22 protein-coding genes are annotated in these 20438 nt (G+C 71.5%); 7 read left to right on the top strand and 15 right to left on the bottom strand.

The genetic code is table 11. The features are described from left to right. Positions 1-2 precede the first annotated feature (2 nt). Complete coding sequence (locus AB0K28_RS39145) at positions 3-1733, bottom strand: peptide ABC transporter substrate-binding protein (protein WP_364380225.1); 1731 nt, start codon at positions 1731-1733, stop codon at positions 3-5. Positions 1734-2046: 313 nt separating this feature from the next. Here AB0K28_RS39145 and AB0K28_RS39140 point away from each other — a divergent pair, with 313 nt between their 5' ends. Together AB0K28_RS39140 and AB0K28_RS39135 are read left to right on the top strand one after the other, a co-directional pair. After that, positions 2047-3201 (top strand): ROK family transcriptional regulator, encoded by a 1155-nt coding sequence (locus AB0K28_RS39140; RefSeq protein ID WP_345404194.1) that lies wholly within the window; start codon positions 2047-2049, stop codon positions 3199-3201. A gap of 11 nt (positions 3202-3212) precedes the next feature. After that, positions 3213-4733 carry a M81 family metallopeptidase gene (locus AB0K28_RS39135; protein WP_364380222.1) on the top strand — a complete coding sequence of 507 codons (1521 nt, stop codon included), beginning with the start codon at positions 3213-3215 and terminating at the stop codon, positions 4731-4733. Here AB0K28_RS39135 and AB0K28_RS39130 read toward each other — a convergent pair. Together AB0K28_RS39130 and AB0K28_RS39125 are read right to left on the bottom strand one after the other, a co-directional pair. After that, positions 4730-5173: a MarR family transcriptional regulator gene (locus AB0K28_RS39130; protein ID WP_364380219.1), complete on the bottom strand. Its 444-nt coding sequence runs from the start codon at positions 5171-5173 to the stop codon at positions 4730-4732. The genes AB0K28_RS39135 and AB0K28_RS39130 overlap by 4 nt on opposite strands. Next, positions 5170-6639 carry an MFS transporter gene (locus AB0K28_RS39125; RefSeq protein ID WP_364380216.1) on the bottom strand — a complete coding sequence of 490 codons (1470 nt, stop codon included), beginning with the start codon at positions 6637-6639 and terminating at the stop codon, positions 5170-5172. The genes AB0K28_RS39130 and AB0K28_RS39125 overlap by 4 nt, the downstream gene beginning before the upstream one ends. 247 nt (positions 6640-6886) lie before the next feature. On the opposite strand from AB0K28_RS39125, the gene AB0K28_RS39120 reads away from it, so the two are divergent. Then, positions 6887-7747, top strand: coding sequence for a hypothetical protein (locus AB0K28_RS39120; RefSeq protein ID WP_364380213.1), 861 nt, complete (start codon positions 6887-6889; stop codon positions 7745-7747). Here AB0K28_RS39120 and AB0K28_RS39115 read toward each other — a convergent pair. From AB0K28_RS39115 to AB0K28_RS39075, 9 genes are all read right to left on the bottom strand, one after another. After that, entirely contained in the window at positions 7726-7950 is a 225-nt protein-coding gene (locus AB0K28_RS39115; RefSeq protein WP_364380210.1) for a hypothetical protein, read from the bottom strand. The genes AB0K28_RS39120 and AB0K28_RS39115 overlap by 22 nt on opposite strands. Then, on the bottom strand, positions 7947-8516 hold the full coding sequence (locus AB0K28_RS39110) for a helix-turn-helix domain-containing protein (RefSeq protein ID WP_364380207.1): 570 nt from the start codon (positions 8514-8516) through the stop codon (positions 7947-7949). Before AB0K28_RS39110 ends, AB0K28_RS39115 begins: the two co-directional genes overlap by 4 nt. Positions 8517-8592: 76 nt before the next feature. After that, positions 8593-9774, bottom strand: coding sequence for an alpha/beta hydrolase (locus AB0K28_RS39105; protein ID WP_364380204.1), 1182 nt, complete (start codon positions 9772-9774; stop codon positions 8593-8595). Between the two features lie 67 nt (positions 9775-9841). Then, positions 9842-10885, bottom strand: coding sequence for an ABC transporter permease (locus tag AB0K28_RS39100; RefSeq protein ID WP_364380201.1), 1044 nt, complete (start codon positions 10883-10885; stop codon positions 9842-9844). Further along, positions 10882-11799, bottom strand: coding sequence for an ABC transporter ATP-binding protein (locus AB0K28_RS39095; protein ID WP_364380198.1), 918 nt, complete (start codon positions 11797-11799; stop codon positions 10882-10884). The genes AB0K28_RS39100 and AB0K28_RS39095 overlap by 4 nt, the downstream gene beginning before the upstream one ends. A gap of 34 nt (positions 11800-11833) precedes the next feature. After that, positions 11834-12226: a GntR family transcriptional regulator gene (locus tag AB0K28_RS39090; RefSeq protein WP_345404214.1), complete on the bottom strand. Its 393-nt coding sequence runs from the start codon at positions 12224-12226 to the stop codon at positions 11834-11836. A 213-nt stretch (positions 12227-12439) separates the two neighbouring features. Then, complete coding sequence (locus AB0K28_RS39085) at positions 12440-12811, bottom strand: group 1 truncated hemoglobin (RefSeq protein ID WP_345404216.1); 372 nt, start codon at positions 12809-12811, stop codon at positions 12440-12442. A gap of 124 nt (positions 12812-12935) precedes the next feature. Continuing rightward, positions 12936-14108: an aminotransferase class I/II-fold pyridoxal phosphate-dependent enzyme gene (locus tag AB0K28_RS39080; RefSeq protein WP_364380194.1), complete on the bottom strand. Its 1173-nt coding sequence runs from the start codon at positions 14106-14108 to the stop codon at positions 12936-12938. Then, complete coding sequence (locus AB0K28_RS39075) at positions 14105-14584, bottom strand: DinB family protein (RefSeq protein WP_364380191.1); 480 nt, start codon at positions 14582-14584, stop codon at positions 14105-14107. Before AB0K28_RS39075 ends, AB0K28_RS39080 begins: the two co-directional genes overlap by 4 nt. 65 nt (positions 14585-14649) lie before the next feature. On the opposite strand from AB0K28_RS39075, the gene AB0K28_RS39070 reads away from it, so the two are divergent. Continuing rightward, positions 14650-15252 carry an ABATE domain-containing protein gene (locus AB0K28_RS39070; RefSeq protein WP_364380188.1) on the top strand — a complete coding sequence of 201 codons (603 nt, stop codon included), beginning with the start codon at positions 14650-14652 and terminating at the stop codon, positions 15250-15252. Positions 15253-15311: 59 nt separating this feature from the next. Further along, positions 15312-16172 carry an alpha/beta hydrolase gene (locus AB0K28_RS39065; protein ID WP_364380185.1) on the top strand — a complete coding sequence of 287 codons (861 nt, stop codon included), beginning with the start codon at positions 15312-15314 and terminating at the stop codon, positions 16170-16172. Positions 16173-16227: 55 nt separating this feature from the next. Here AB0K28_RS39065 and AB0K28_RS39060 read toward each other — a convergent pair whose 3' ends face one another. After that, positions 16228-16602 carry a hypothetical protein gene (locus AB0K28_RS39060; protein ID WP_345404240.1) on the bottom strand — a complete coding sequence of 125 codons (375 nt, stop codon included), beginning with the start codon at positions 16600-16602 and terminating at the stop codon, positions 16228-16230. 72 nt (positions 16603-16674) lie between these two features. Continuing rightward, positions 16675-17304 carry a TetR/AcrR family transcriptional regulator gene (locus tag AB0K28_RS39055; protein WP_345404243.1) on the bottom strand — a complete coding sequence of 210 codons (630 nt, stop codon included), beginning with the start codon at positions 17302-17304 and terminating at the stop codon, positions 16675-16677. A gap of 87 nt (positions 17305-17391) precedes the next feature. On the opposite strand from AB0K28_RS39055, the gene AB0K28_RS39050 reads away from it, so the two are divergent. Further along, positions 17392-18366 carry an aldo/keto reductase gene (locus AB0K28_RS39050; protein ID WP_364380181.1) on the top strand — a complete coding sequence of 325 codons (975 nt, stop codon included), beginning with the start codon at positions 17392-17394 and terminating at the stop codon, positions 18364-18366. 275 nt (positions 18367-18641) lie between these two features. Here the strand turns inward: AB0K28_RS39050 and AB0K28_RS39045 are convergent, their stop codons facing one another. After that, positions 18642-19232: a TetR/AcrR family transcriptional regulator gene (locus tag AB0K28_RS39045; RefSeq protein WP_364380178.1), complete on the bottom strand. Its 591-nt coding sequence runs from the start codon at positions 19230-19232 to the stop codon at positions 18642-18644. A 78-nt stretch (positions 19233-19310) separates the two neighbouring features. Here AB0K28_RS39045 and AB0K28_RS39040 point away from each other — a divergent pair, with 78 nt between their 5' ends. Further along, a complete protein-coding gene (locus tag AB0K28_RS39040; RefSeq protein WP_364380175.1) occupies positions 19311-20318 on the top strand; it encodes a hypothetical protein in 1008 nt (335 codons plus the stop codon). Positions 20319-20438 lie beyond the last annotated feature (120 nt).

Here is a 20438-nt window from a genome sequence, read left to right as displayed (position 1 = left end):
GGTCAGCTCTTCCAGGACCAGTCTTGGAAGTACATGAGGTTCATCGGGTCCTGCGGCTCGACGCCCTGCAGGCCCGACCTGTACGCCGAGATCTGGTAGACGGGGTTGGGCATCCACAGCACCGGCAGGTCCTTGGCCAGGAAGTCGTCGTACTCCTGGAGGGCGCCGGCGTCGTCGGAGAACTGCGCCTTCTCGATCAGCTCGTCGGCCTCGGGGCTGCTGTAGCTGCCGAGGTTGACGGGGGCGTCGGTCTGGAAGAGCCGCTCACCGGAGGCGAAGGCTGGGTAGTACCAGCTGCCCTGGGAGCCGAAGAACGACATGTCCCAGTCGCACTTGGACTCCTCCGGCTTGCAGGCGGGGGTGACCGCGACGGAGTCGGGCACCTCCTTGATGGTCAGCTGCACGCCGAGCTTGGCCATCTGGGACTTGATCTCGGCGAACATCTTGGTGGTGGCGGCGAAGCCGGACTGGCTGGTGACGGTGAAGTTCAGCGGGGTGTCCTTGGCGATGCCCTCGCCGCACAGCGCGGGGTCGGCGCAGGTGGTGGTCCCGTCGGGGGTGACCTTCCAGCCGTGGCTCTCCAGCAGCTGCTTGGCCTTGGCCGGGTCGAACGGGTAGACGCAGCCCTCGCCGGCCGGCGAGCCCTGCTTGGCGGGGACGGGGCCGCAGGTGGGGGCGGCCATGTCGGCCCAGATGACCTTGCTGATGGTGGGCTGGTCGATGAGGTGCTGCAGCGCCTGGCGCAGGTACGGCTGCTTGAACAGCGCCCCGGTCTTGGGGTTGTTGAAGTTCAGCTGCAGGTACGTGATCGACCACCCGTACCAGGGGGCGACCTTGTAGCCCTTGGACTCCAGGTACGACTTCTGCGACAGGTTGGCCGGCGGGATGTAGCCGTAGTCGATGTCGCCGGCGCGCAGCACGTTGAACTCGGCGTCGTCGCCGGTGAACGGGCGCAGCACGATCTTGCCGATCTTCGGCTTGTCGGGGCCGGAGTAGGCGTCCTGCTTGGCCAGGACCACCTCGCCGCTGGGGACGTAGCTCTCCAGCTTCCAGGGGCCGCTGGTGGTCTTCCACAGCGGGTTGGTGGCGTAGGTCTTGGGGTCCTTGGAGGCGGTGGTCAGCTCTTCGAACGTCTTCTTGGGGTCGCCCTTGTCCCAGGCGTGCTGGGGGAGCGGGACGATGCGGTTGAGCTGGTTGCCGACGAACCAGGCGGCGTTGTAGGCCTTCTTGGTGGTGATCGAGAAGGTCTTGTCGTCCTTGACCTTGAAGTCGGCGACGTTGTCGGGGAAGCCGCCGGGCCGGTAGGAGGCCCACTTGTCCTTGTTGGTGGTCACCAGGTCCCACCAGAACTCGACGTCCTTGGTGGTGATCGGCTTGCCGTCGGACCAGGTGTTGTCCTTGAGCGTGATGGTCAGCGTCCTGCCCTCGTCGCTGACCACGGGCGGCTCGGCGAGCGACCGCGTCGGGTTGACGTTGTCCTCGGTCGTGCCGTCGAGCTGGAAGCTGTAGAGCTTGCGGTACAGGGCGGTGGAGAAGATGTCGTTCTCGCCCTGGGTGAATCCGGGGGCCGAGATCGGCAGGATCCAGTTCGGCGTGCGGAGGGCCACGGTCACGGTGTCCTTGCTCTGCGCCGCTCCGCCTTGCGGCGTACCGCCGCCGGCGCCCGCGCTGCAGGCGGTCAAACCGAGCCCGATGGCCACCACGCCGCTCACGATGCGGGTTCTCGTCCCCATGTTTCTCCTCGTCGAGACGTGCGCGGGCCCTCCAGGGGGCCTTCAGTCCGGAGAATGTATAGAGGTACAAGTACTAAGTCAATGTGAAAAATCCGCTTTGTTCGGGGCACTTATTTCGGGATAGAGTCCGCGGCGAGGAGATCCGCCGGGCGAGATCCGCGTGGAACGCGTACGACATCCGTGTGACATCTTTCGGTGATCGTCTTCGTGCCCGATGATGGGCGTCTGCTGTGATGGCCCGCCTGGGCCCAGGGGTCGGGCCCGCTCGCGGGCCCCCGTGCTCGCCTGCGCTGCGCCAGGGGGGAGGAGAGACATGCCGGAGCCGCCCGCCAAGCTGCGCGAGCAGGCGTTGAGCCTGCTGGCCAGCGGCAAGGCCGCCTCCCGTGCGGACCTGGTGGAGCTCCTGGAGGTGGCTCCCTCGACGGTCTCCAGCGTGGTACGCCGCCTGCTGGAGGAGGGCACGATCCTGGAGGAGGGCGTCGGCGCCTCCACCGGCGGCCGCCGGCCCAGGATTCTACGGCTGCGCGAGGACGGCGGCGTGCTCGCCGTGGCCGAGCTCGGCGGGCGGCACGCCCGCGTCGGCCTGTGCGCCCCCTCGGGAGCACTGCAGGTCGCCGAGGAGCTCGCCGTCGACATAAGCGCAGGCCCGCAGGCGATCTTCGACGAGATCAGCGAGGCCTTCGACCGCGTCAGGACCGCCCACGCGCCCGGCCGCCGCCTGCTGGCCGTCGGCATGGCGCTGCCCGGGCCCGTCGACTTCCCGCACGGCCGGCTCGTCGGCCCGGCCCGCATGCCCGGCTGGAGCGGCTACGACGTCCAGGCCGACCTGCGCGAGCGCTTCCAGGCCGGCGCCCTGGCCGACAACGACGCCAAGGCCGCCGCCATCGGCGAGTACGTCACCCGCCGCGCCACCGGCGACATGATCTACGTCAAGGCCGGCAGCGGCATCGGCGGCTGCCTGGTCACCGGCGGCCGCATCTACCGCGGCGGGCGCGGCCTGTCCGGCGACCTCACCCACGTGCGGGTGGCCGACAGCGGTGAGCGCGAATGCTCCTGCGGCAGCCGCGGCTGCCTGGAGACCGTCGCCAGCGGCGCCGCGCTCGTGCGCGAGCTGGCCCGCCGCGGCCGGCCCGTCACCGGGCTGAGCGACGTCGTCGCCGCCACCGTGGACGCCGACCCCGCCGTCGTGACGCTGGTGCGCCAGGCCGGCCGGCTGCTCGGCGTCGCCCTGTCGGGCCTGGTCAACTTCCTCAACCCCGACAGCGTCGTCATCGGCGGCGCGCTGTCCAGCCTCGACGTCTACGTCGCGGCCGTCAAAGGCATGCTGTACGAGCGCTGCCTGCCGCCCCTGACCCAGTCGCTGTCCATCGAGGCGAGCGCGGCGGGCCCCGACGCCGCCCTCATCGGGCTCGGCCGGCTGCTGCGCGAGACGACCGACCTGCACTCCACCACCGACGCCACCACCTAGGAAGCACCACCGTGTCCACCACCGAGTCCACGACCGAGTCCACGACCGAGTCCACGACCGAGTCCACGACCGCGTCCACGACCGCGTCCACGACCGTGTCCACCACCGCGCCTCTGCGCATCGCCGTCTGCGGCATCCACATCGAGTCCAGCACCTTCTCGCCGCACCTGAGCGGCGCCGCCGACTTCGACGTCACCCGCGGCCAGGCCCTGCTCGACCGCTACGACTGGCTGGGCAGCCCGTGGGCGGCCGAGGTCGAGTGGGTGCCGCTCGTGCACGCCCGCGCCCTGCCCGGTGGCGCCGTCGAGCCCGCCGCGTACGACGCCTGGCGCGCGGAGATCGTCCAGGGCCTCGGCCAGGGCCGCTTCGACGGGGTGCTGCTCGACATCCACGGCGCCATGAGCGTCGTCGGACGCGAGGACGCCGAAGGCGACCTCATCACCGCGATCCGGTCCGTGATCGGCCCGGAGCCGCTCGTGTCGGCCGCGATGGACCTGCACGGCAACGTCTCCCACGTCCTGTTCGACGGCTGCGACCTGCTGACCTGCTACCGCACCGCGCCCCACGTGGACGTCTGGGAGACCCGCGAGCGCGCCGCCCGCAACCTCGTCGAGGCGCTCAACGCCGGCGGCCGGCCGCACAAGGCGCTCGTGCACGTGCCGATCCTGCTGCCCGGCGAGATGACCAGCACCCGCGTCGAGCCCGCCCGTGGCCTGTACGCCCGCATCCCCGAGGTCGAGTCCAGGCCCGGCGTGATCGACGCGGCCATCTGGATCGGCTTCGCCTGGGCCGACGAGCCGCGCTGCACCGGCGCCGTCGTGGCCACCGGCACCGACCGGGCCGCCACCGAGCAGGCCGCCCGCGAGCTGGGCCAGGCGTTCTGGGACGCCCGCGACGATTTCGCCTTCGTCGCCCCCACCGGCTCCATGGACGAGTGCCTCGACGCGGCGCTGAAGGAGGGCGCGGCCCGGCCGTACTTCATCAGCGACTCCGGCGACAACCCGGGCGCGGGCGGCGCCGACGACGTCACCTACGCCCTGGAGCGCCTGCTGGCCAGGCCCGAGATCCGTGACGGCTCCGTACGCGCCGTCTTCGCCTCCCTCTTCGACCCCGAGGCGGTGGCGCGCGTCGGGCACCTGCCGGTCGGCTCGCCCGTCGGCGTGCGCGCCGGCGGCCGGATCGACACTCGCGCGCCGGGGCCGCTCCTGCTGGAGGGCACGCTGGAGGCCGTGGCCGACGACCCCGACGGTGGCCGGGTGGTCAGCGTGCGCGTCGGCGGGCTGAGCGTCTTCCTCACCTCGCGGCGCATGCAGTACCGGCTGCTGGAGTCGTACCGGCGGCTGGGGGTGGAGGTCGCCGAGGTGGACGTCGTCACCGTGAAGATCGGCTACCTGGAGCCCGAGCTGTTCGAGGCCGCCGCCGGCTGGATGCTGGCGCTCACGCCCGGCGGCGTGGACCAGGACCTGCACCGGCTGCCCTACCGCAACCTCAAGCGGCCCGTCTTCCCGCTCGACGCCGACGCCGCCCTCTAGCGCGCGGCCTGCTCCTCAGGGGTGCGCAGCCTGGTCATGATGCGGTCGAGCGCGGCCAGGTCGTCGGGGTCGAGGGCCAGCAGGGAGCGCGGCGGGCGGGCCAGGATGCGCTGGGCCTTCTCGGCGACCGCCGTGCCCGACGGCGTCAGCGTGACGATCTTGCTGCGGCGGTCGCCGGGGGACACGCTGCGGGTGACGTAGCCGCGCCGCTCCAGGTCGTCCACCATCAGCGAGGTGTACGGCTTGTCGGTGGCCAGCTCGGTCGTCAGCTCCCGCATGGTCATCGGCCCGGCCAGCAGGTAGCGCAGCGCCTTGATGCGGAAGAAGCTCATGCCGAGCGCGTCGGCCACCTCCTTGCGGCGGTTCTCCTGCCGCAGGACCAGGTCGTACATGGCGGCCCACACCCGGGCCACCGCCTCCTGCTCGTGGGTCTCGCTCATGTCGTCTCCTGCGGGTGGGCCAGCCGTTCGGCGGTGCGCGCGGCGCTGCGGCGGGCCCAGCCGGTGGTGGTCAGGATAGCGAGCAGCACGATCGCCACGCCGCAGCCGGTCACGATCCAGTAGCCGACGTGGCTGGCCGCAGGGAAGCCGGTGGCGAACGGGCCCGCCACCGCCGAGGTGACCAGCGCGCCGATGACCGCGACGCCGAGCGTCTGCCCGATCTGCCGGCTGGTCGAGGTCACCGCCGCCGCCACCCCGGCCCGCTCGCGCGGCATGCCGGACACGGCGGTGTTGGTGATCGGCGCGTTCAGCATGCCGAAGCCGAGGCCGAACAGCACGTACGCGGCCATCAGCCGCCAGATCGGCGTGTCCGTCGCGAGCCCCGTCATGATCAGGCCGCTCGCCCCGATCGAGGCGCCGGCCAGCAGCAGCGGCACCCGGGTCCCGGCGTTGGCCACGATCCGGCCCGCCAGCGGCGAGCACAGCACGGTCAGCCCCGCCATGGGCAGCGTGTAGAGGCCGGCGTGCAGCGCGGACAGGCCCAGCACGTCCTGCAGGTAGAGGGTGTTGACGAACAGGAAGCCGCCGAGCGCGGCGAACCCGCACACCGCCGTCACGGTCGCGCCCGCGAACGGGACGCTGCGGAAGAAGCGCAGCTCGATCAGCGGCTCCTCGGTGCGCAGCTCGTAGCGGATCAGTCCGGCCAGCGCCAGCGCCGCCACCGCGAAGCAGGCCAGCGTACGCGGCGACCCCCACCCGGCGGCCGGCGCCTCGATCAGCCCGAACGTCAGCGTCGCCAGCGCCACGATGACCAGCACCTGGCCCACCGGGTCCACCCGGCGCGGGCGCGGCGCGCGCGACTCGGGCACGAACAGCGCGCACAGCACGAACGCGGCCACGCCCACCGGGATGTTGATCCAGAAGATCGACTGCCAGCCGACCGCGCCCACCAGCGCGCCGCCCACCAGCGGGCCCAGCGCCATGCTGACGCCGCTCACCCCGCCCCACACGCCGATCGCCCTGGCCCGCTCGCGCGGCTCGGTGAAGGTGTTCGTGATGATCGACATGGCGACCGGGTTGAGCATCGACCCGCCCACCGCCTGCAGCGCCCGCGCCCCGATCAGCCAGCCCAGGCTCGGTGCCAGCGAGCACATGAGCGAGCCCAGCGTGAACAGCGTCAGCCCGGTCTGGAACGTGCGGCGCCGGCCGATCCTGTCGCCGGTGGAGCCGGACAGCATGAGCAGGCTGGCCAGCACCACCGTGTAGGCGTCGATGATCCACTGCAGGCCGGAGACGGAGGCGTTCAGGTCGCGCCGGATGGAGGGCAGCGCGATGTTCACGATCGTGTTGTCCAGACCGACGATGAACAGGCTCATGCAGCAGATGGCCAGGACGAGCATCCGCCGCCGCCGGCCGAGCGCGGGGGGCGCCGCAGCGGCGGAGGTGGACCGATCGGTTATAGGCATACAACGATTATATTCGCATAACTAACGATGTCGCCGCTTAGGGGGAGTGTCCGGATGGTGGGTCGGGACGTGCATTCCGGCTCGGCCGGTCGCACCGATGGCGAGGAGCGCGAGATCTCTGGGGATGTCGCTCATCGCCGGAGGTGTCGCTTCAGGGAGCGGGCCTTTCCCGATTCTGGGAAACCGGGGTGGGCTTGGGTGCGTCTACCACCACATGCGGATTTTTCCAGCTTTAGCGTTGCTCCTGGTGGGGATGACCTGCGGGGCCGACGCCCGCCGCCCGGTCGCCGATGAGGCGTTCACCACGCTCGCCCGCGAGGTGGCCGACCGCTGGCAGCGGTCACCGGAGCGGCGGCCCTGGCTGGAGGGATTCGTCCCGCTGAAGAACCTGACCATGCCGCCCAAGAGCCGGACCACGCCGCGATGGGCGTCGCGCAGCGAGCTCAACAGCGTATGGAAGCTGGAGACGGACCTCCCGGACGAGACCCCTGCCCCGGCCGAGCTGCACTGGGCCGACGGGAGCACGCTGAACGTGCCGCTTGTGACGGCGAAGGCCGCCTACGCCGGCCTGACCAGGCCCAGGTCCTTCGTCGACGAGGAGTGCCCGGCCAAGGGCTGCCGGCCGCTCCGGGTGACCGCGGTGTCCCGCGGCACGGCCGCGTTCCCCACCAGCAGAGGCGACGTCCGGGTGCCCACGTGGGACTTCACCGTGCACGGCGTCCCCGGGCGGTTCCGGCGGGTCGCGGTGGACCCGGCCGCCATGGGCGGGCCGCCCCGGCCGGTCGCCGACAGTGTCCAGGAGGTCAGGACGTACGACCAGAAGGGCCCGGCCGAGCTGCGGCTGCGTTACCTGCACGGCACCTGCGACACCACCTACGGCGCGCGTGCCCACGAGACGCCCGGGGCGGTCGTCGTGGACGTCGACGTCCGGTGGGACGAGGGCGTGACGTTCTGCAACCTGATGGGGAAGACCGACCACATCAGCGTGACGTTGCGTGAGCCGCTGGGCCGCCGGGTGGTGCTCGACTCCAGCAGCGGGGTGCCTCTGTTGCCGGACAGCGCCGTGGAGTTGAGCGACTTCAGAGGCTACGACCCGCGCCAGTCCTGATCGGCGCCTACGGGCGGCAGGACGGGCGGCAGGGCAGGTTCGAGGCGGTCGGCCAGGCGGCGTAAGGCGTCCGCGAGCCGGGCGCGCACCCGCCGGTGCGAGCGGGGCGGGATCATGCGGGACCGGTCGGCCTCGGCACGGCGTTCGGCGAGGTAGGCACGGGCGAACTCCTCGTGGATGCCGTGCGGCGAGGGCCGCCTCACGGCAGCTCGGGGAACGCGTGGTAGAAGAGGAAGATCGGGAGGCTGTCCGGCGGCGTCTCGTCGGCCGCGATGCGTTCGGCGGTCAGCTCGCGCCACGGCTCCATCACCGCGTTGAGCTGTTCGTTGAGCTGGGCCATCTCGTCCCTGGTGAGCCGCAGGTGCCGGCTGCTGCCGAAGCCCGCGTCCCGCCACTCCTCGGGCAACGCCGTGAGGTTGCGGTCGAAGTCGCGCAGCCGCTCGAACTGGTCGATCACCCACTGCGCGGTCCACGCCTGCATCACGGCCGCCGCGTACGGGCCTTCGAGATCCGTCTCCACCCGCCACCCGGGCATGGCCGCGCGCACCCACCGCTCCCGGCTGTCCCTGGCCAGCTCCGGCACGTCTTCGACCATGTCGTAGCGCTGCAGCTGCCGCAGGTGGTAGCTCACCTGGCCGGGGTCGGCGTCCATGCGCCTGGCCAGCTCGCTCACCGTGACCGGGCCGATCCGGAAGAGCAGGCTGTAGAGCTTCATCCTGAACCGGTTCGTCAGCATCCTGAGAACGTCCAGGTTGTCGATCTGTCGCATGCCAACGACGCTAGGGGCGGCGCGCGGAAATGCTCAAGACCTCTACTGGATCTTGGAAATGCGCGCCGCCGTGCTCCTACCTGCAGGTCTTGCTCTCGGGGGCGCAGTGCTTGATTTCGGGGAAGCGGGGGGACGGCTTGTCGAGCTGCGGGCGGTGCTCCTTGCGCAGGTGCTGGTCGAGGAAGGCCGTCACGTAGCTACGGGTGATCGTCATGGCGCGGGCCCCGGCGATGTCGGCGCCGGCGTCGATGCCGAGCTGGTCGACCAGCAGGCCGAGGTCGGTGAACGACAGGTGCTCGGCCCCGGTCAGCAGCAGCCAGCGCTTCCACCCGGTGAGGTGCTTCCAGTCGCGCTCCCAGGTGGCGGCGGCCGCACCCTGGCCGGGCGTGTAGGTGGCCGGCTTGCCCAGGAACAGGAACGGCCGCGACAGTCCGCTGTCCGGGATCGCCATGTCGGTGGTGCCGTCGATGTCGATGCCGGCGCGGACGCGGGAGTCGCTCAGCAGGGTCGGGATGGTGGCGGCGCCTCCGACGGAGTGCCCGGCCATCGCGATCTTGGACGGGTCGATGAGGCGGGAGCCCTGCCACGCCGGTCGCGGCCCGGTCAGCCGGTCGAGGACGAAGGACACGTCGCGCGCCCGGCTCTTGACCAGGCCCACCCACCAGTCGGGGTTCTTGTCGATCTCGCAGGTGACGCACTCGGTGACGCGCCCGTCGGGGAAGGTCGTCGCGACGCTCTCGTACGTGTGGTCGATCGCGGCCACCACGTACCCCCTGCTCGCCAGCTCCTCCGCCAGCCCGGTGAGCTCGGAGCGGGGCTTGCCGTGGCCCGGGGAGAGCACGACGAGCGGCAGGCCGCGCTTGCGGCCGGCCGGCTCGGCGTCGGTGAAGGCGTTGGTCCTGGTCCTGCTGAGGATGTCGCCGGGGACGGTGGTGATCTTCCCGTCCTTCAGGAGCAGCTCGGACTCCTTGGGCGTCATGTACTGCGCCCGCTTGCGGCCCGGCGACTTCGCCGGATACCACACCGACACCATGAGCTCCCTGTACTTCACCGACGGCACCCACGGGTCGGCGCGTGAGGTGTCCTTCAGGTGCAGGGATGTGACTCCGACCGGGCTGGAGCCGGTCGGCTTGGGCAGGGCGGGCACGGGGGGCGCCGCCGCTGATGCGGGCGTCGCGGTCACGGCGGGCGTCGCCAGGGCGAGCAGGCTCGCGGCGATCGCGATTCCGCGCCTGAACCGTGTGCGGGCATGACTCATGACAGTGTCCCTTCTTGTTTTCCGGCAGGGTTGAGCGACCCCGTGGCGGGGGGTGAGCGTTCTTGACTCAGGGCAGGCGGTGGCGGGTCCACCAGAGGCAGAAGCCGGCGAGCAGCGCCGACAGGGCCAGGAACAGCGCGGTCTCCACCCCTTGGAGCGGCCAGAAGGCGCCGAGCGGGTGGTACGCGAACCGCTGCCGGTAGCCGAGATCAGTGAGCCTGGCGAAGCACGCCTGTACGGCCGGCAGGCCGATCCGTGAGGGCGCGGGCCGTCCCGACGTGGGCGGCGGTGGCGAGCACTCACGGGTCCACGCGGGCAGGGCGGTGACCGTGCGGCCGCGGGCGTCCAGGGTGTCGTTGGCCAGCAGCCACGCTCCCGGCGGTCCCGCGACGGTCAGGCGGGGGACGGTGGGGTCGAACGAGCGGACGTTCGTCGCCGTGATCGGCACCGTGCGCTGCTCGGCCGGCAGCAGGTGCGGACGGACCGCCAGGGGCACGGCGAGCTGGACCAGCGCGAAGACGGCGAGCGTGACCGCCATCGCCGGCACGGTCCTGCGGATGACGGCTCCCGCGGCGACGCCGAGCGTGAACGCGAACGCGGCGTACCCGATCGGCGCCATGCCGCGAGCGCCGAACAGCCGGGGATCGACCCGTGAGAGGAGGCCAGGGCCCTCCATGCCGACGGGGAGCACGGTGGCGTCGGCCCACCAGGTGGTGGGCACGGTCGTGCCGGCGACCGCGTCGAGCGGGCCCGCCCACCAGGTGACCGCCAGGCTGAGCAGCCCGGACGCGGCCACGGCCGCCGATCCGACGACCGCCAGCTTGACGGCCAGCCAGCGGGTGCGGGTGACGCCCTGGTTCCACGCCAGGCGGTGGGTGCCCGTCTCCAGCTCGCGGGCGATCAGCGGGGCGCCCCAGAAGGCGCCGATGAGGGCGGGCAGGAGGTGGACGAGCGTCGCGCCGGCGTAGAACAGGGTCTCGTCGGCGGGGGCCACCCGGGAGAGGTGCCGCAGCGGCGGGCCGGTGACCGCCAGGGTGACGGCGACGGCGGCCAGGAGGGCGACCGCGATCAGGACATGGGGACGGAACTGGCGCCAGGTCAACCAGATCATCGGACGATCTCCAGCGCCGGCCGCCTCCCTGGCCCTTCCGCTTCGGGCCCATGCACGCGGGGTCCGGCGGGTTCGGCGGGCGGGCTCATGTAGGCGAGGACGAGGTCCTCCAGGGTGAGGGCGCCGACGGCCCAGGCGGGGTCGAGGATCGGCGCCTCCGTACGGACGATCAGCGTGCTCTGCCGCTCGGTGTGCGCCGCGGTGACCACGTGCTGGCCGGCGGGAAGACCGTCGCGGCGGGGCCCGCTGAGCCGGTGGTGCACCGCCAGCAGCTCATCGACGTCCCCGTCGAGCCTGACCTCGCCGCCCGCCAGGACGATCACCCGGTCGCAGACGCGTTCCAGGTCGGCGACCAGGTGGGAGGAGAGCACGACGCCGAGCCCGTGCTCGACGACCGCCTCCATGAGGTCCTGGAGGAACTCGCGGCGCGCGAGCGGATCGAGCGTCGCCACCGGCTCGTCGAGCAGCAGCAGCTCGGGCCGCTTGGCCAGGCCCATCGTCAGGGCGAGCTGGGCACGCTGGCCGCCCGACAGCTTCCCGGCCCGTTGCCGGGGGTCGAGCCCGAGCCGCTCGACCCTGGCGCGGGCGAGGGCGTCGTCCCAGCCGGTGTTGAGCCGGGCGCCCAGCTCGAGGTGGTCGGCGACGGTGAGCGCGGCGTAGACGGGGGCGTCCTGCGCGACGTACCCGACCTTGGTGAGCTGCTCGGGGCCGCTGCCAGGACGGCCGCCGCACACCTCGATCGTGCCCGAGGTGGGGGTCAGCATCCCGGCGGCCAGGCTCAGCAGGGTCGACTTGCCCGCGCCGTTGGGGCCGACGAGGCCGGTGACGTGCCCGGCCGGGATGTCGAGGGTGCAGCCGGTCAGCGCCGTACGGCGTCCGAACCTCTTGGTCAGCGCCCGCGCCCGCACGCTCATGTGGGCCGCCTCGGGGCCGTCACGGGGGGCGCGCTCACGCTATGTCCTCCTGAGCGACGCTGCGAAAGGTGGTCATGAACAGCGCCTCGATGCTCTCGTCGTCCAGCCCGGCCTTCCTGGCGCGGGCCAGCCAGCGCCGCAACTCCTGCCGCAGGGGGCCGTGCGCGGCCAGCGTGGTGTCGGCCAGCGTCCTGGTCACGAACGTCCCCACACCGGGACGGGCGGTGACCAGCCCGTCGTGTTCGAGCTCGCGGTAGGCCTTGAGCACGGTGTTGGGATTGATCGCCAGCCGCGCCACCACGTCCTTGACCGTGGGCAACTGGTCGCCCTCGCGGAGCAGGCCGAGGCGCAGCGCATGGCGTACCTGCTGGACGAGCTGCAGGTACGGCGACAGCCCCGAGCGGCCGTCCAAATAGAACTCGATCACGACTTCCTCCATTTAGCTATATTCATAGCACTATGGAGGAAGTCGTGTCGATCTGTGCCCGGCGTTCAGCGCTCGTGGCAGCGCTCGTTGCAGCGGCTGCTCGCCGGTTGAGCCGTGCCGGATGGTGGTCGAGCGGCGCCGCGGTCGCAGGAACTCGCGGCCGAGGACGGCGCGGCACCCGTCATCGAGGCGGTGCACCGCGCCGTCCGCTGATCAGGCCACGGACACCTGCCCGTCCACCACCTGGTCGCGCAGTGGGGCGAGGGCGCCGGCGATCGTCGCGATGGTGTCCTGCGGGACCCCGCAGTGTGTCAGCGCGCCGGCCAGGTGGCCGACCACCGCGTCGAAGTCCTCGCCGGTGATGCCCAGGCCGGCGTGGGCCTCGTCCATCGTCTTGCCCCTGTACTCCTGCGGCCCGCCCAGCGCGGCCGCCACGAAGCTGCGCTGGTGCGCCTTGAGTTTGCCCATGTCGGTGCCGGTGAAGTGGCCGCCGAGCCGCGGATCGGCCACGACCCGCTCGTAGAACTCGTCGACCACCGCCGAAACCGCGCTCGCGCCGCCGATCTGGTCGAAGATGGACGCCATGGTGACCTTCCCTCCGGGTGCGGTTGTCAGGAGGGTCACAGCGGGCCGTTCCATCACCGTGACGTGGCGGCAATACGCCTGCACCATAGTGCTCACCGCAGTGACGCGTACGTAACGTGCCCGTTCACTCGCGGGCGGCGGCGAGGCGGTCGAGGATCTCGGTGAGCGTGGCGGTGCTCGTGGCGAAGTTGAGCCGGGCGAACGCGGCGGTGTCCACCGCCGTGTGCTGGGCGAACTCGGCCCCCTCGCTGAGCTTGACCCGCGCCAGCCGTTCCAGCCGGGCAGCGGGCGCGCGGCCCCCGATCGGGCTGTCGGTGAAGTCGAGCCAACTCAGGTACGTGCCCTGCGGCGAGTGGTAGCGCGCGTCCCACGGCAGGCCCGCCGCCCACTCCTCGATCAGCCGCCGGTTGCGTTCCAGGGTGCGCATCAGCTCCGCCAGCCAGTCGTCCGAACGCCGCCACGCGGCCAGGGTGGCGACCCGGCTGAGCGTGCTCGGCGTGCCGAAGAAGTCGAGCGGCGCGGCGGCCAGCGCGTCGTGCAGCCGGTCGGGGCCAATGTGCGCGACGGCGCAGCGCAGGCCCGCGATGTTGAACGCCTTGGTCGCCGACGTGGCCGTGACCGTGCGGGCGGCGGCACTGCCGACGGAGGCGAACGGCACGTGCCGGTGCGGCGCGAACACCAGGTCGGCGTGGATCTCGTCGGCCAGCACCACCAGGTCCAGCTCCTCGGCGGCGCCGGCGTAGGCGCGCAGCTCGCCGGAGGTCAGGACGCGGCCGGTCGGGTTGTGCGGGTTGACGAGCACGAGCAGCCGGCAGCCCTGCTCCCGCAGCCGGGCCGTCAGGTCGCCCGTTGGGGGATGCCAGCCGGTCGCGTCGCTGGTCATGGGCAGCGGGACGATCCGCCGTCCCGCCCTGGCGATGCTGGCCAGGAACGGCGGGTAGGCGGGCACGTGGATCGCGACGCCGTCGCCTGGCGCGGTGGCGTACTCGATCATGACCTGCAGTATCTGCAGCAGGTCGGTGAAGACGCGCGCCCGTCCGGGGCGGGGACGCCAGCCGTGGCGGGCGGCCATGCGCTCCTCGAACGCCGCGACCACCGGGTCCTCGCCCGGCCAGTACGGGTAGCCGAAGTCCGCGCGGTCGGTGACCTCCAGGAGGCTCTCGCGGACGGCGGGCGGGACGCCGAAGTCCATGTCGGCCACCCACGCGCCGATGGTGTCCGGCGGCAGGGAGCCCCACTTGACGCCGTGGCCGGAGCGCAGGCGTTCGACGTCGATGGTCTCGAACGGGCCGCTCACGCCGCCGCCCCGGCGTGGATCGCGTCGCGCAGGATCTCCATCTGTCCGTGGTGCTGGGCGAGCTCCTCGTACACGTGCAGCAGCGCCGATCCCTGCGTCTGGACGTCGTCGGGGCCGAGGAAGCCGTCCGGCGGCGTGCCGCGCAGCGGGTCGGCGGGGACGGCCGCCCGTACGTCCTCGGCCAGCCTCGCCCGTACCTCCTTCACCTTCTCCAGCAGCGGCCCGACGGGTCCCGAGCTGACGAACTCGGCGTCGCGGTCGCGGGCCACCTCGCGTCCCGACACGAGCGCCCCCGCCCAGTACGAGGTCACGCCCAGGCAGTGGGTGAGCAGCGCGTACGGGGAGTTGGCGCCGGGCAGCGGCCTGATGTTGGCCCCCTCGTCGCCCAGCTCGGCGACGATCGCGGCCATCCCGTCGAGGGCGCGATCGACGTAGTAGAGGTACTCGTCCTCGGTGATCACGAGATGCCCTTCCATGCTTGTAACCGTCTTAGCTGGTGTACACCTTGCGACATGGACCTGTAACCGGTCAAGATGGTGTCGTGGGTTTCGTCTTCGTCAGCGGCAACCTCGCCCTCGACTTCGCCGGCACGCTCAAGTGGCGCCGCAGCGACCAGGACGAGCTCCTCGCCACCCCCGCCGACCTGTCCCGATGGGCGGTCGAAGCCGGCGTGACGACCGAGCCGCCGCCGGTCGGCGACGCGGACCTACGGCGGCTGCGCACACTGCGCGAGGCCATCTACCGCCTCGTCATCGAGGGCATGAACGACCGCCCCTGGCCGGAGGACGACCTGCACGTCGTCAACAAGGAGGCCGCCGGCGCACCCCCGGGGCTGCGCCTGACGCCTGCGGGCCTCGTCCGCACAGGCGACCCCACCGCACTGGCCGCCGCCGTATCCCGCTCAGCCGCCGAACTGCTCGCCGAACAGGGTCGGCTGCGCGTCAAAGAGTGCGCTTTCGACGACTGCACCCGCCTGTTCATCGACCGCTCCCGAGGCGGCAACCGGCAGTGGTGCGGCATGGAAGAATGCGGCAACCGCGTCAAGGTGGCGAACTACCGCTCCCGCAAGAACGCCGGCCCCCGAACACTTGTGCCGCGCCGAACCGGAGATCTCCGGAGCGCGGGGTGGACGGCGTCTCCGTGATGGGAGGGCTTTGACCCGGGCGTTAACGGGGCAGGGAAGGTCGTTGTTGGGTGATGCGCATGGAACTGGAACACAAGCGCGCCGACACCAACGGCATACGGCTGCACTACGTCGTCGCGGGTTCGGGGCCGACGGTCATCTGCCTGCACGGCTGGCCCGAGACGCACCGCGAGTACCAAGTCGTCATGGAACGGCTGGCGGGCCGGTACCGCTTCATCGCGCCCGACCTGAGGGGGTTCGCCGACAGCGACAAGCCGTTCGCCGGGTACGAGCCCAAGACGATCGCCGCCGACATGCTGGGTCTGCTGGCGGCGGAGCGGGCTGATCGTTTTCACATTCTGAGTCACGACCTCGGCGGACCCGCCTCGGTCGCCCTCGCCTACCTGGCGGCAGACCGCGCGCTGTCGCTCTCGACGATCGAGACGCCGTTCTTCGGGCTCGACTACCCGGGCTACGTGGACCCCCGGGTGACGTACTGGCATCTCGGGCTGCACATGAACATGGACATCGCCCGTTTCCTCATCGAAGGCCGCGAGGAACGGTATCTGCGGCACTTTTTCCGGGACTTCGCCTACGACCCGACCGCGGTGCCGGAATCGGAAATCCAGGCATACGTCCTGCAGATGCGCCAGCCCGGCAACCTGCGGGCGAGCCTGAACCTCTACGGTTACATCCCGCAGATGGCCGAGCAGACGAAGGAGCTGACCGCGGCGAAGCTCGGCGTGCCGATGATGGCGTGGGGCGGGCGGGCGTCGTTCGGTTCCCACTGTGTCGAGAGCGCGAAGGCCATCGCGCACGACGCCCGCGGCGGTGTCATCGAGCAGTGCGGTCACTGGGTGTTCCGGGAACGGACCGACTTCATCTGCGCGGAACTGGCGCGATTCTGGGACGACGCCGCCTCGGCCGCCGCACCCACCTGAGCGTCATGAGCCGGGCCTAACGTGGCGGCCACGGTGACGACCTCCGCGGCGGAGTTCAGGCGGTGAACCAGCCGTTGCTCGACGGGGTCAGCAGCAGCGCGATGACGCCCACGGCCAGCGCGAGCCCGGCGGCCGCGCCGACGCTGACCGTGCTCATCAGCCCTACGAGCGCGTTGGCCGCCAGCAGCCCCTGGATCGCCAGGCCCACCCACTGCACCCACTTGCGGCGGGTCCGCATGAGGAAGACAATCGCCCCGGCGAGCACCGCCATGGCCACGCCGAGCACGAAGTTGAGCACCAGGAGCCCGTTCAGCGCGAGCGGAAGCAGGACGAGGGCGCTCAGCATGACCTCCATGAGCACCTGTACGCACATGAGCACCCGGGCCGCTCGCACCGTGCCGGGCATGAGGTGGACCTGCCGCACGTTCACGTGGCCTCCGCGGGGGTGAGAGCAGGTTGATCACGATAACGGCGGCTCCGCGCCCCGGCAACGAGCAGTTCGTCAGCGGGCGTCACGCAGGCGCAGGAGATGCCCGGTGATGTGGTCACGGGCGGCGGCGACGGCGCGAGCCGCGTGATCGTCGATGCCCTGCGGCGGGCGGGTGCCCTTGAACAGCAGCGTGGCGTAGCCGTGCGTGGTGGACAGGTGCACGTACACGAACTCGGCGGTGTCGGCCCAGGAGGTGTCGGCGGGCAGCACGTCCGCGGCCAGGCGCATGAGGGCGGCCGTGAGCCGGCGGCTCTGCTCCTGGACGGTCGGACGGTGGGGCTCGGCGAAGTCGTAGGAGTAGATGAGGTCGAGGCCGGTGCGGTGTTCCAGGACGAAGCGGGTGTAGGCGCCCGCGGTGGCGGCGAGCCGGTCCACGGGGTCGGGCCCCGCCCGCCCGGCCGCCTCGGCGAGAACGTCGGTGATGTCGCCGATGATGGCGGCCGCGCAGGCGGCGAGCAGCGCCTCCCGGTCGGGGAAGTGACGGTACGGCGCGGCCGATGACACGCCGACGCGGGCGGCGACCTTCGCCACGGAGAAACCGCTGACGCCCGATTCGGCCAGGAGCGCGAGACTCTCGCGGATCAGCTCTTGACGCAGGTCGCCGTGGTGGTAGCCGCGTTTCTTCGGCGTGGGGCTGCTCACGGCGAACGATTCTCCTCCCTTTCCAATGTTAGAGTACTCTTACTTAATGTTAGAGACCTCTTACATCGCTGGAGATGAGAACGCATCATGAAGCAACGGACACTCGGACGGCAGGGGCTGACGGTGTCGGCGCTGGGATACGGCGCGATGGGCATCTCCCTGGCCTATGGCCCGTCGGACGAGAACGAGGGGATCGCGACGATCCGCCGGGCCCACGAACTGGGCGTGACGTTCTTCGACACGGCCGAGCTGTACGGGCAGGGCGAGAACGAGCGGATCGTCGGCGCCGCGCTCGCCCCCATACGCGACGAGGTCGTCATCGCGACCAAGTTCGGCTTCGACTTCACCGGCACCAGAGAAGGCGGTGTCGACAGCCGTCCCGAGCACATCCGCGAGGTCGTCGACGCCGGCCTGCGCCGCCTCGGCGTCGACGTCATCGACGTGCTCTACCAGCACCGCGTCGACCCCAACGTGCCCATCGAGGACGTGGCGGGGACGGTCAAGGAGTTCGTCGACGCCGGCAAGGTCCGCTACTTCGGGCTGAGCGAGGCGGGGGCCAACACCATCCGCCGCGCGCACGCCGTACAGCCCGTCTCGGTCCTGCAGACCGAATACTCCCTGTTCGAGCGGGACGTCGAGAGCCTCTTCCCCGTCCTGCGCGAGCTCGGTATCGGGTTCGTCGCCTACTCGCCGCTCGGCCGGGGCTTCCTCACCGGCCAGGCCAAGCCCGGCGCCGAGTACGACCCCACCGACATGCGCAGCTGGGACGCCCGCTTCCAGCCAGGCAACTACGAGAAGAACCTGGAGGCCACCCAGCGGCTCGCCGACCTGGCCGCGGCCAAGGACGCCACCGTCGCCCAGCTCGCCCTGGCCTGGCTCCTGGCCCAGGGCGACGACATCGTCCCCATTCCCGGCACCCGCAGCCCCCGGCGGCTGGAGGAGAACGTGGCCGCCGCCACCCTCACCCTCGACGACGCGGACCTGAAGCGCATCGCCGAGATCCTCCCGACCGGCGGCTTCGGCGCCCGCTACCCCGACCCCCTGCTGCCCACCTGGGACTGACCCCGCAACGGACGCACCCTGCCTGGGCGGCGAGGACCTCACCCAGCAGCGTGAAGAGAACCTCGGTCACCTTGCGCGTGCTAAGCGCATTCTGGACTAGGGAGTGACAGGATCGGAGCGGGACTGTTCATCAGCTCGGATCAGACGCGGCCAGGGACTGGGGGCAGAAGGCCGCGGTGCCAAGGGTTAGGGACGCCGCCCCGCCCAGGGCGACCCTTTGTACGGGGCCCGCCCGATACCTCGACAGCACCACCACACAACGGGCCGCGACAGCGTCAGTCCTGGGCTCCGGCGTCGATGCTGCCGACGGTCAGGTCGGTCAGCGCCGCGATGGCCTCGGTGACGGTGGCCCGCCCCCGGTTCAGCTCCGCGGCGATCGCCTCGGCCGCGCCCAGCGCTCCGACGCAGCGCAGCCGGAGGGCTTCCTGCGTGAGCCCGGAGTACGGCCGCAGGGCGGTGGCCATCAGGTCCGTGTAGCCGTCGAGCAGCTCGCGTTCGATCGCCTCCATCTCCTGGTTCCCCTTGAGCGCGGCGGAGATGGCGGTCCACTCCGGCATGTCGGTGGCGCAGGCGAAGTAGGCGGCGCTCAGGACACGGGCGATCTCGCGGGGCTGGGCCGCCGCGTCACGCAGGGCTTCCTCCGAGGCGGCCCGGTGCCGCTCGTCGAGCCGCCGGTAGAGCGCGATCAGCAAGCCGGGGCGGGTGCCGAAGTGGTCGTAGACGATCGGCCTGCTTACTCCGGCGGCCTCCGCCAGGCTGAGCAGCGTGAGGCTGTCGGTGCCGTGGGCGCGCACGATCGCCATGGCGGTGTCGAGCAGTTGCTCCCGCCTGGCCGGCTTGGACAGGCGAGTCGATCCCGTGGTCATCGTCCTCCCTTGCGTTGCCTCCCAGCATAAGCTACAAAATGTAACTTACAGAATGTAGGTTAGCGAGAGGACATCACCGTGGAGCACTCCGTACTGATCATGGGCGGATCCGGCCAGGCGGGCGCGGGGACCGCAGCCCTCCTGCGCCAGTGGTACCCGGAGCTGCCGCTGACGATCGCGGGCCGCGATCTCGGCCGCGCCCGGCGGGTCGCCGACGAGCTCGGCGGCGCGACAGCCGTGACCCTCGATCTGCGGCGAGGCGACCTCGGCCTCCAGGGGACCGACGGTTACTCGGCGGTCGTGGCAACGGTGTGGGACAGCCACCTGAACGGACTGCGTTACGCACAGGACCGCGGCCTGCCGTACGTCAGCATCTCCAGCGGCCTGGTCGACATCGGCCCCGAGGTTGTCGCCGCCGGCCTGCGAGCCGGCGCGGCGCCGATCCTGCTGGCCAGCCACTGGTATGCGGGGCTCGTCGTCCTCGCGGTGCTCGGCCTCGCCAGGGAGTTCGACCGGCTCGACACCATCGAGGTCAGCGGCGTACTGGACGAACAGGACAGCGGCGGGCCCGCGGCCACGGCGGACATGGCACGCCTGCTGGCCGCCACCTCGGCGGGGCACGTGCGCCGCGACGGCGTCTTCGACTGGGTCAGCGGCCCCGACGCGCAGGTGGAGGTCACCAGCGTCGACGGCGCCGTGCTGCCCGGCCAGATCGTCCCCATCCTCGACGTGCCGAGCCTGGCCGCCGCGACGGGCGCGCCCAACGTCCGCTTCGCGTTCGCGATCGGTGAATCGGCGGGCAGGCGGCGCGGCGGGCCCGCGTCCACGGAGGTCAAGATCGACCTTGAAGGCGTGGACCGCGCGGGCGCACCACTCAGGACGAGCCGCTACCTCCTCCACCCGGAGGGGCAGCGCCCCCTGACGGCGCTCGGCGTCGCCCTCGGCGTCGAGCGACTGCTCGGCCTGCGCGGCGACCCCGTGCCGCCCGGCCTCCACACCCCCGAAGCGTTGATCGACCCCGGCTACGCGGCCGAGCGGATGGCGGAGATCGGTGCCACCTTTACCGGCGCGCACGGCGATCACTGACTCCGCCGATCGAGAATCGCGGGCGGCGCACCCGTGAGATGACCGCGTTCATGATGGCTCTGTCAGGCGCGGGCCGCCCCGCCGGGCTCGCCCGGTCGTCTCGACACTGAGGGGCGACCG

It is taken from the genome of Nonomuraea sp. NPDC049504 (assembly GCF_040676845.1).
Classification (GTDB): Bacteria; Actinomycetota; Actinomycetes; order Streptosporangiales; family Streptosporangiaceae; genus Nonomuraea; species Nonomuraea salmonea.
Note: the sequence above shows the minus strand (reverse complement) of the source record. Positions and strands in the feature narration are given on the sequence as shown.

Bases quoted from the DNA above. Each gene is read 5' to 3' on its own strand.
- AB0K28_RS39130 (WP_364380219.1), bottom strand. From the start codon at position 5,173: ATGAGCGAGACCCACGAGCAGGAGGCGGTGGCCCGGGTGTGGGCCGCC.
- AB0K28_RS39140 (WP_345404194.1), top strand. From the start codon at position 2,047: ATGCCGGAGCCGCCCGCCAAGCTGCGCGAGCAGGCGTTGAGCCTGCTG.
- AB0K28_RS39045 (WP_364380178.1), bottom strand. From the start codon at position 19,232: ATGACCACGGGATCGACTCGCCTGTCCAAGCCGGCCAGGCGGGAGCAA.
- AB0K28_RS39075 (WP_364380191.1), bottom strand. From the start codon at position 14,584: ATGGAAGGGCATCTCGTGATCACCGAGGACGAGTACCTCTACTACGTC.
- AB0K28_RS39105 (WP_364380204.1), bottom strand. From the start codon at position 9,774: ATGAGTCATGCCCGCACACGGTTCAGGCGCGGAATCGCGATCGCCGCG.
- AB0K28_RS39065 (WP_364380185.1), top strand. From the start codon at position 15,312: ATGGAACTGGAACACAAGCGCGCCGACACCAACGGCATACGGCTGCAC.
- AB0K28_RS39125 (WP_364380216.1), bottom strand. From the start codon at position 6,639: ATGCCTATAACCGATCGGTCCACCTCCGCCGCTGCGGCGCCCCCCGCG.
- AB0K28_RS39095 (WP_364380198.1), bottom strand. From the start codon at position 11,799: ATGAGCGTGCGGGCGCGGGCGCTGACCAAGAGGTTCGGACGCCGTACG.
- AB0K28_RS39085 (WP_345404216.1), bottom strand. From the start codon at position 12,811: ATGGCGTCCATCTTCGACCAGATCGGCGGCGCGAGCGCGGTTTCGGCG.
- AB0K28_RS39050 (WP_364380181.1), top strand. From the start codon at position 17,392: ATGAAGCAACGGACACTCGGACGGCAGGGGCTGACGGTGTCGGCGCTG.
- AB0K28_RS39100 (WP_364380201.1), bottom strand. From the start codon at position 10,885: ATGATCTGGTTGACCTGGCGCCAGTTCCGTCCCCATGTCCTGATCGCG.
- AB0K28_RS39110 (WP_364380207.1), bottom strand. From the start codon at position 8,516: ATGCGACAGATCGACAACCTGGACGTTCTCAGGATGCTGACGAACCGG.
- AB0K28_RS39145 (WP_364380225.1), bottom strand. From the start codon at position 1,733: ATGGGGACGAGAACCCGCATCGTGAGCGGCGTGGTGGCCATCGGGCTC.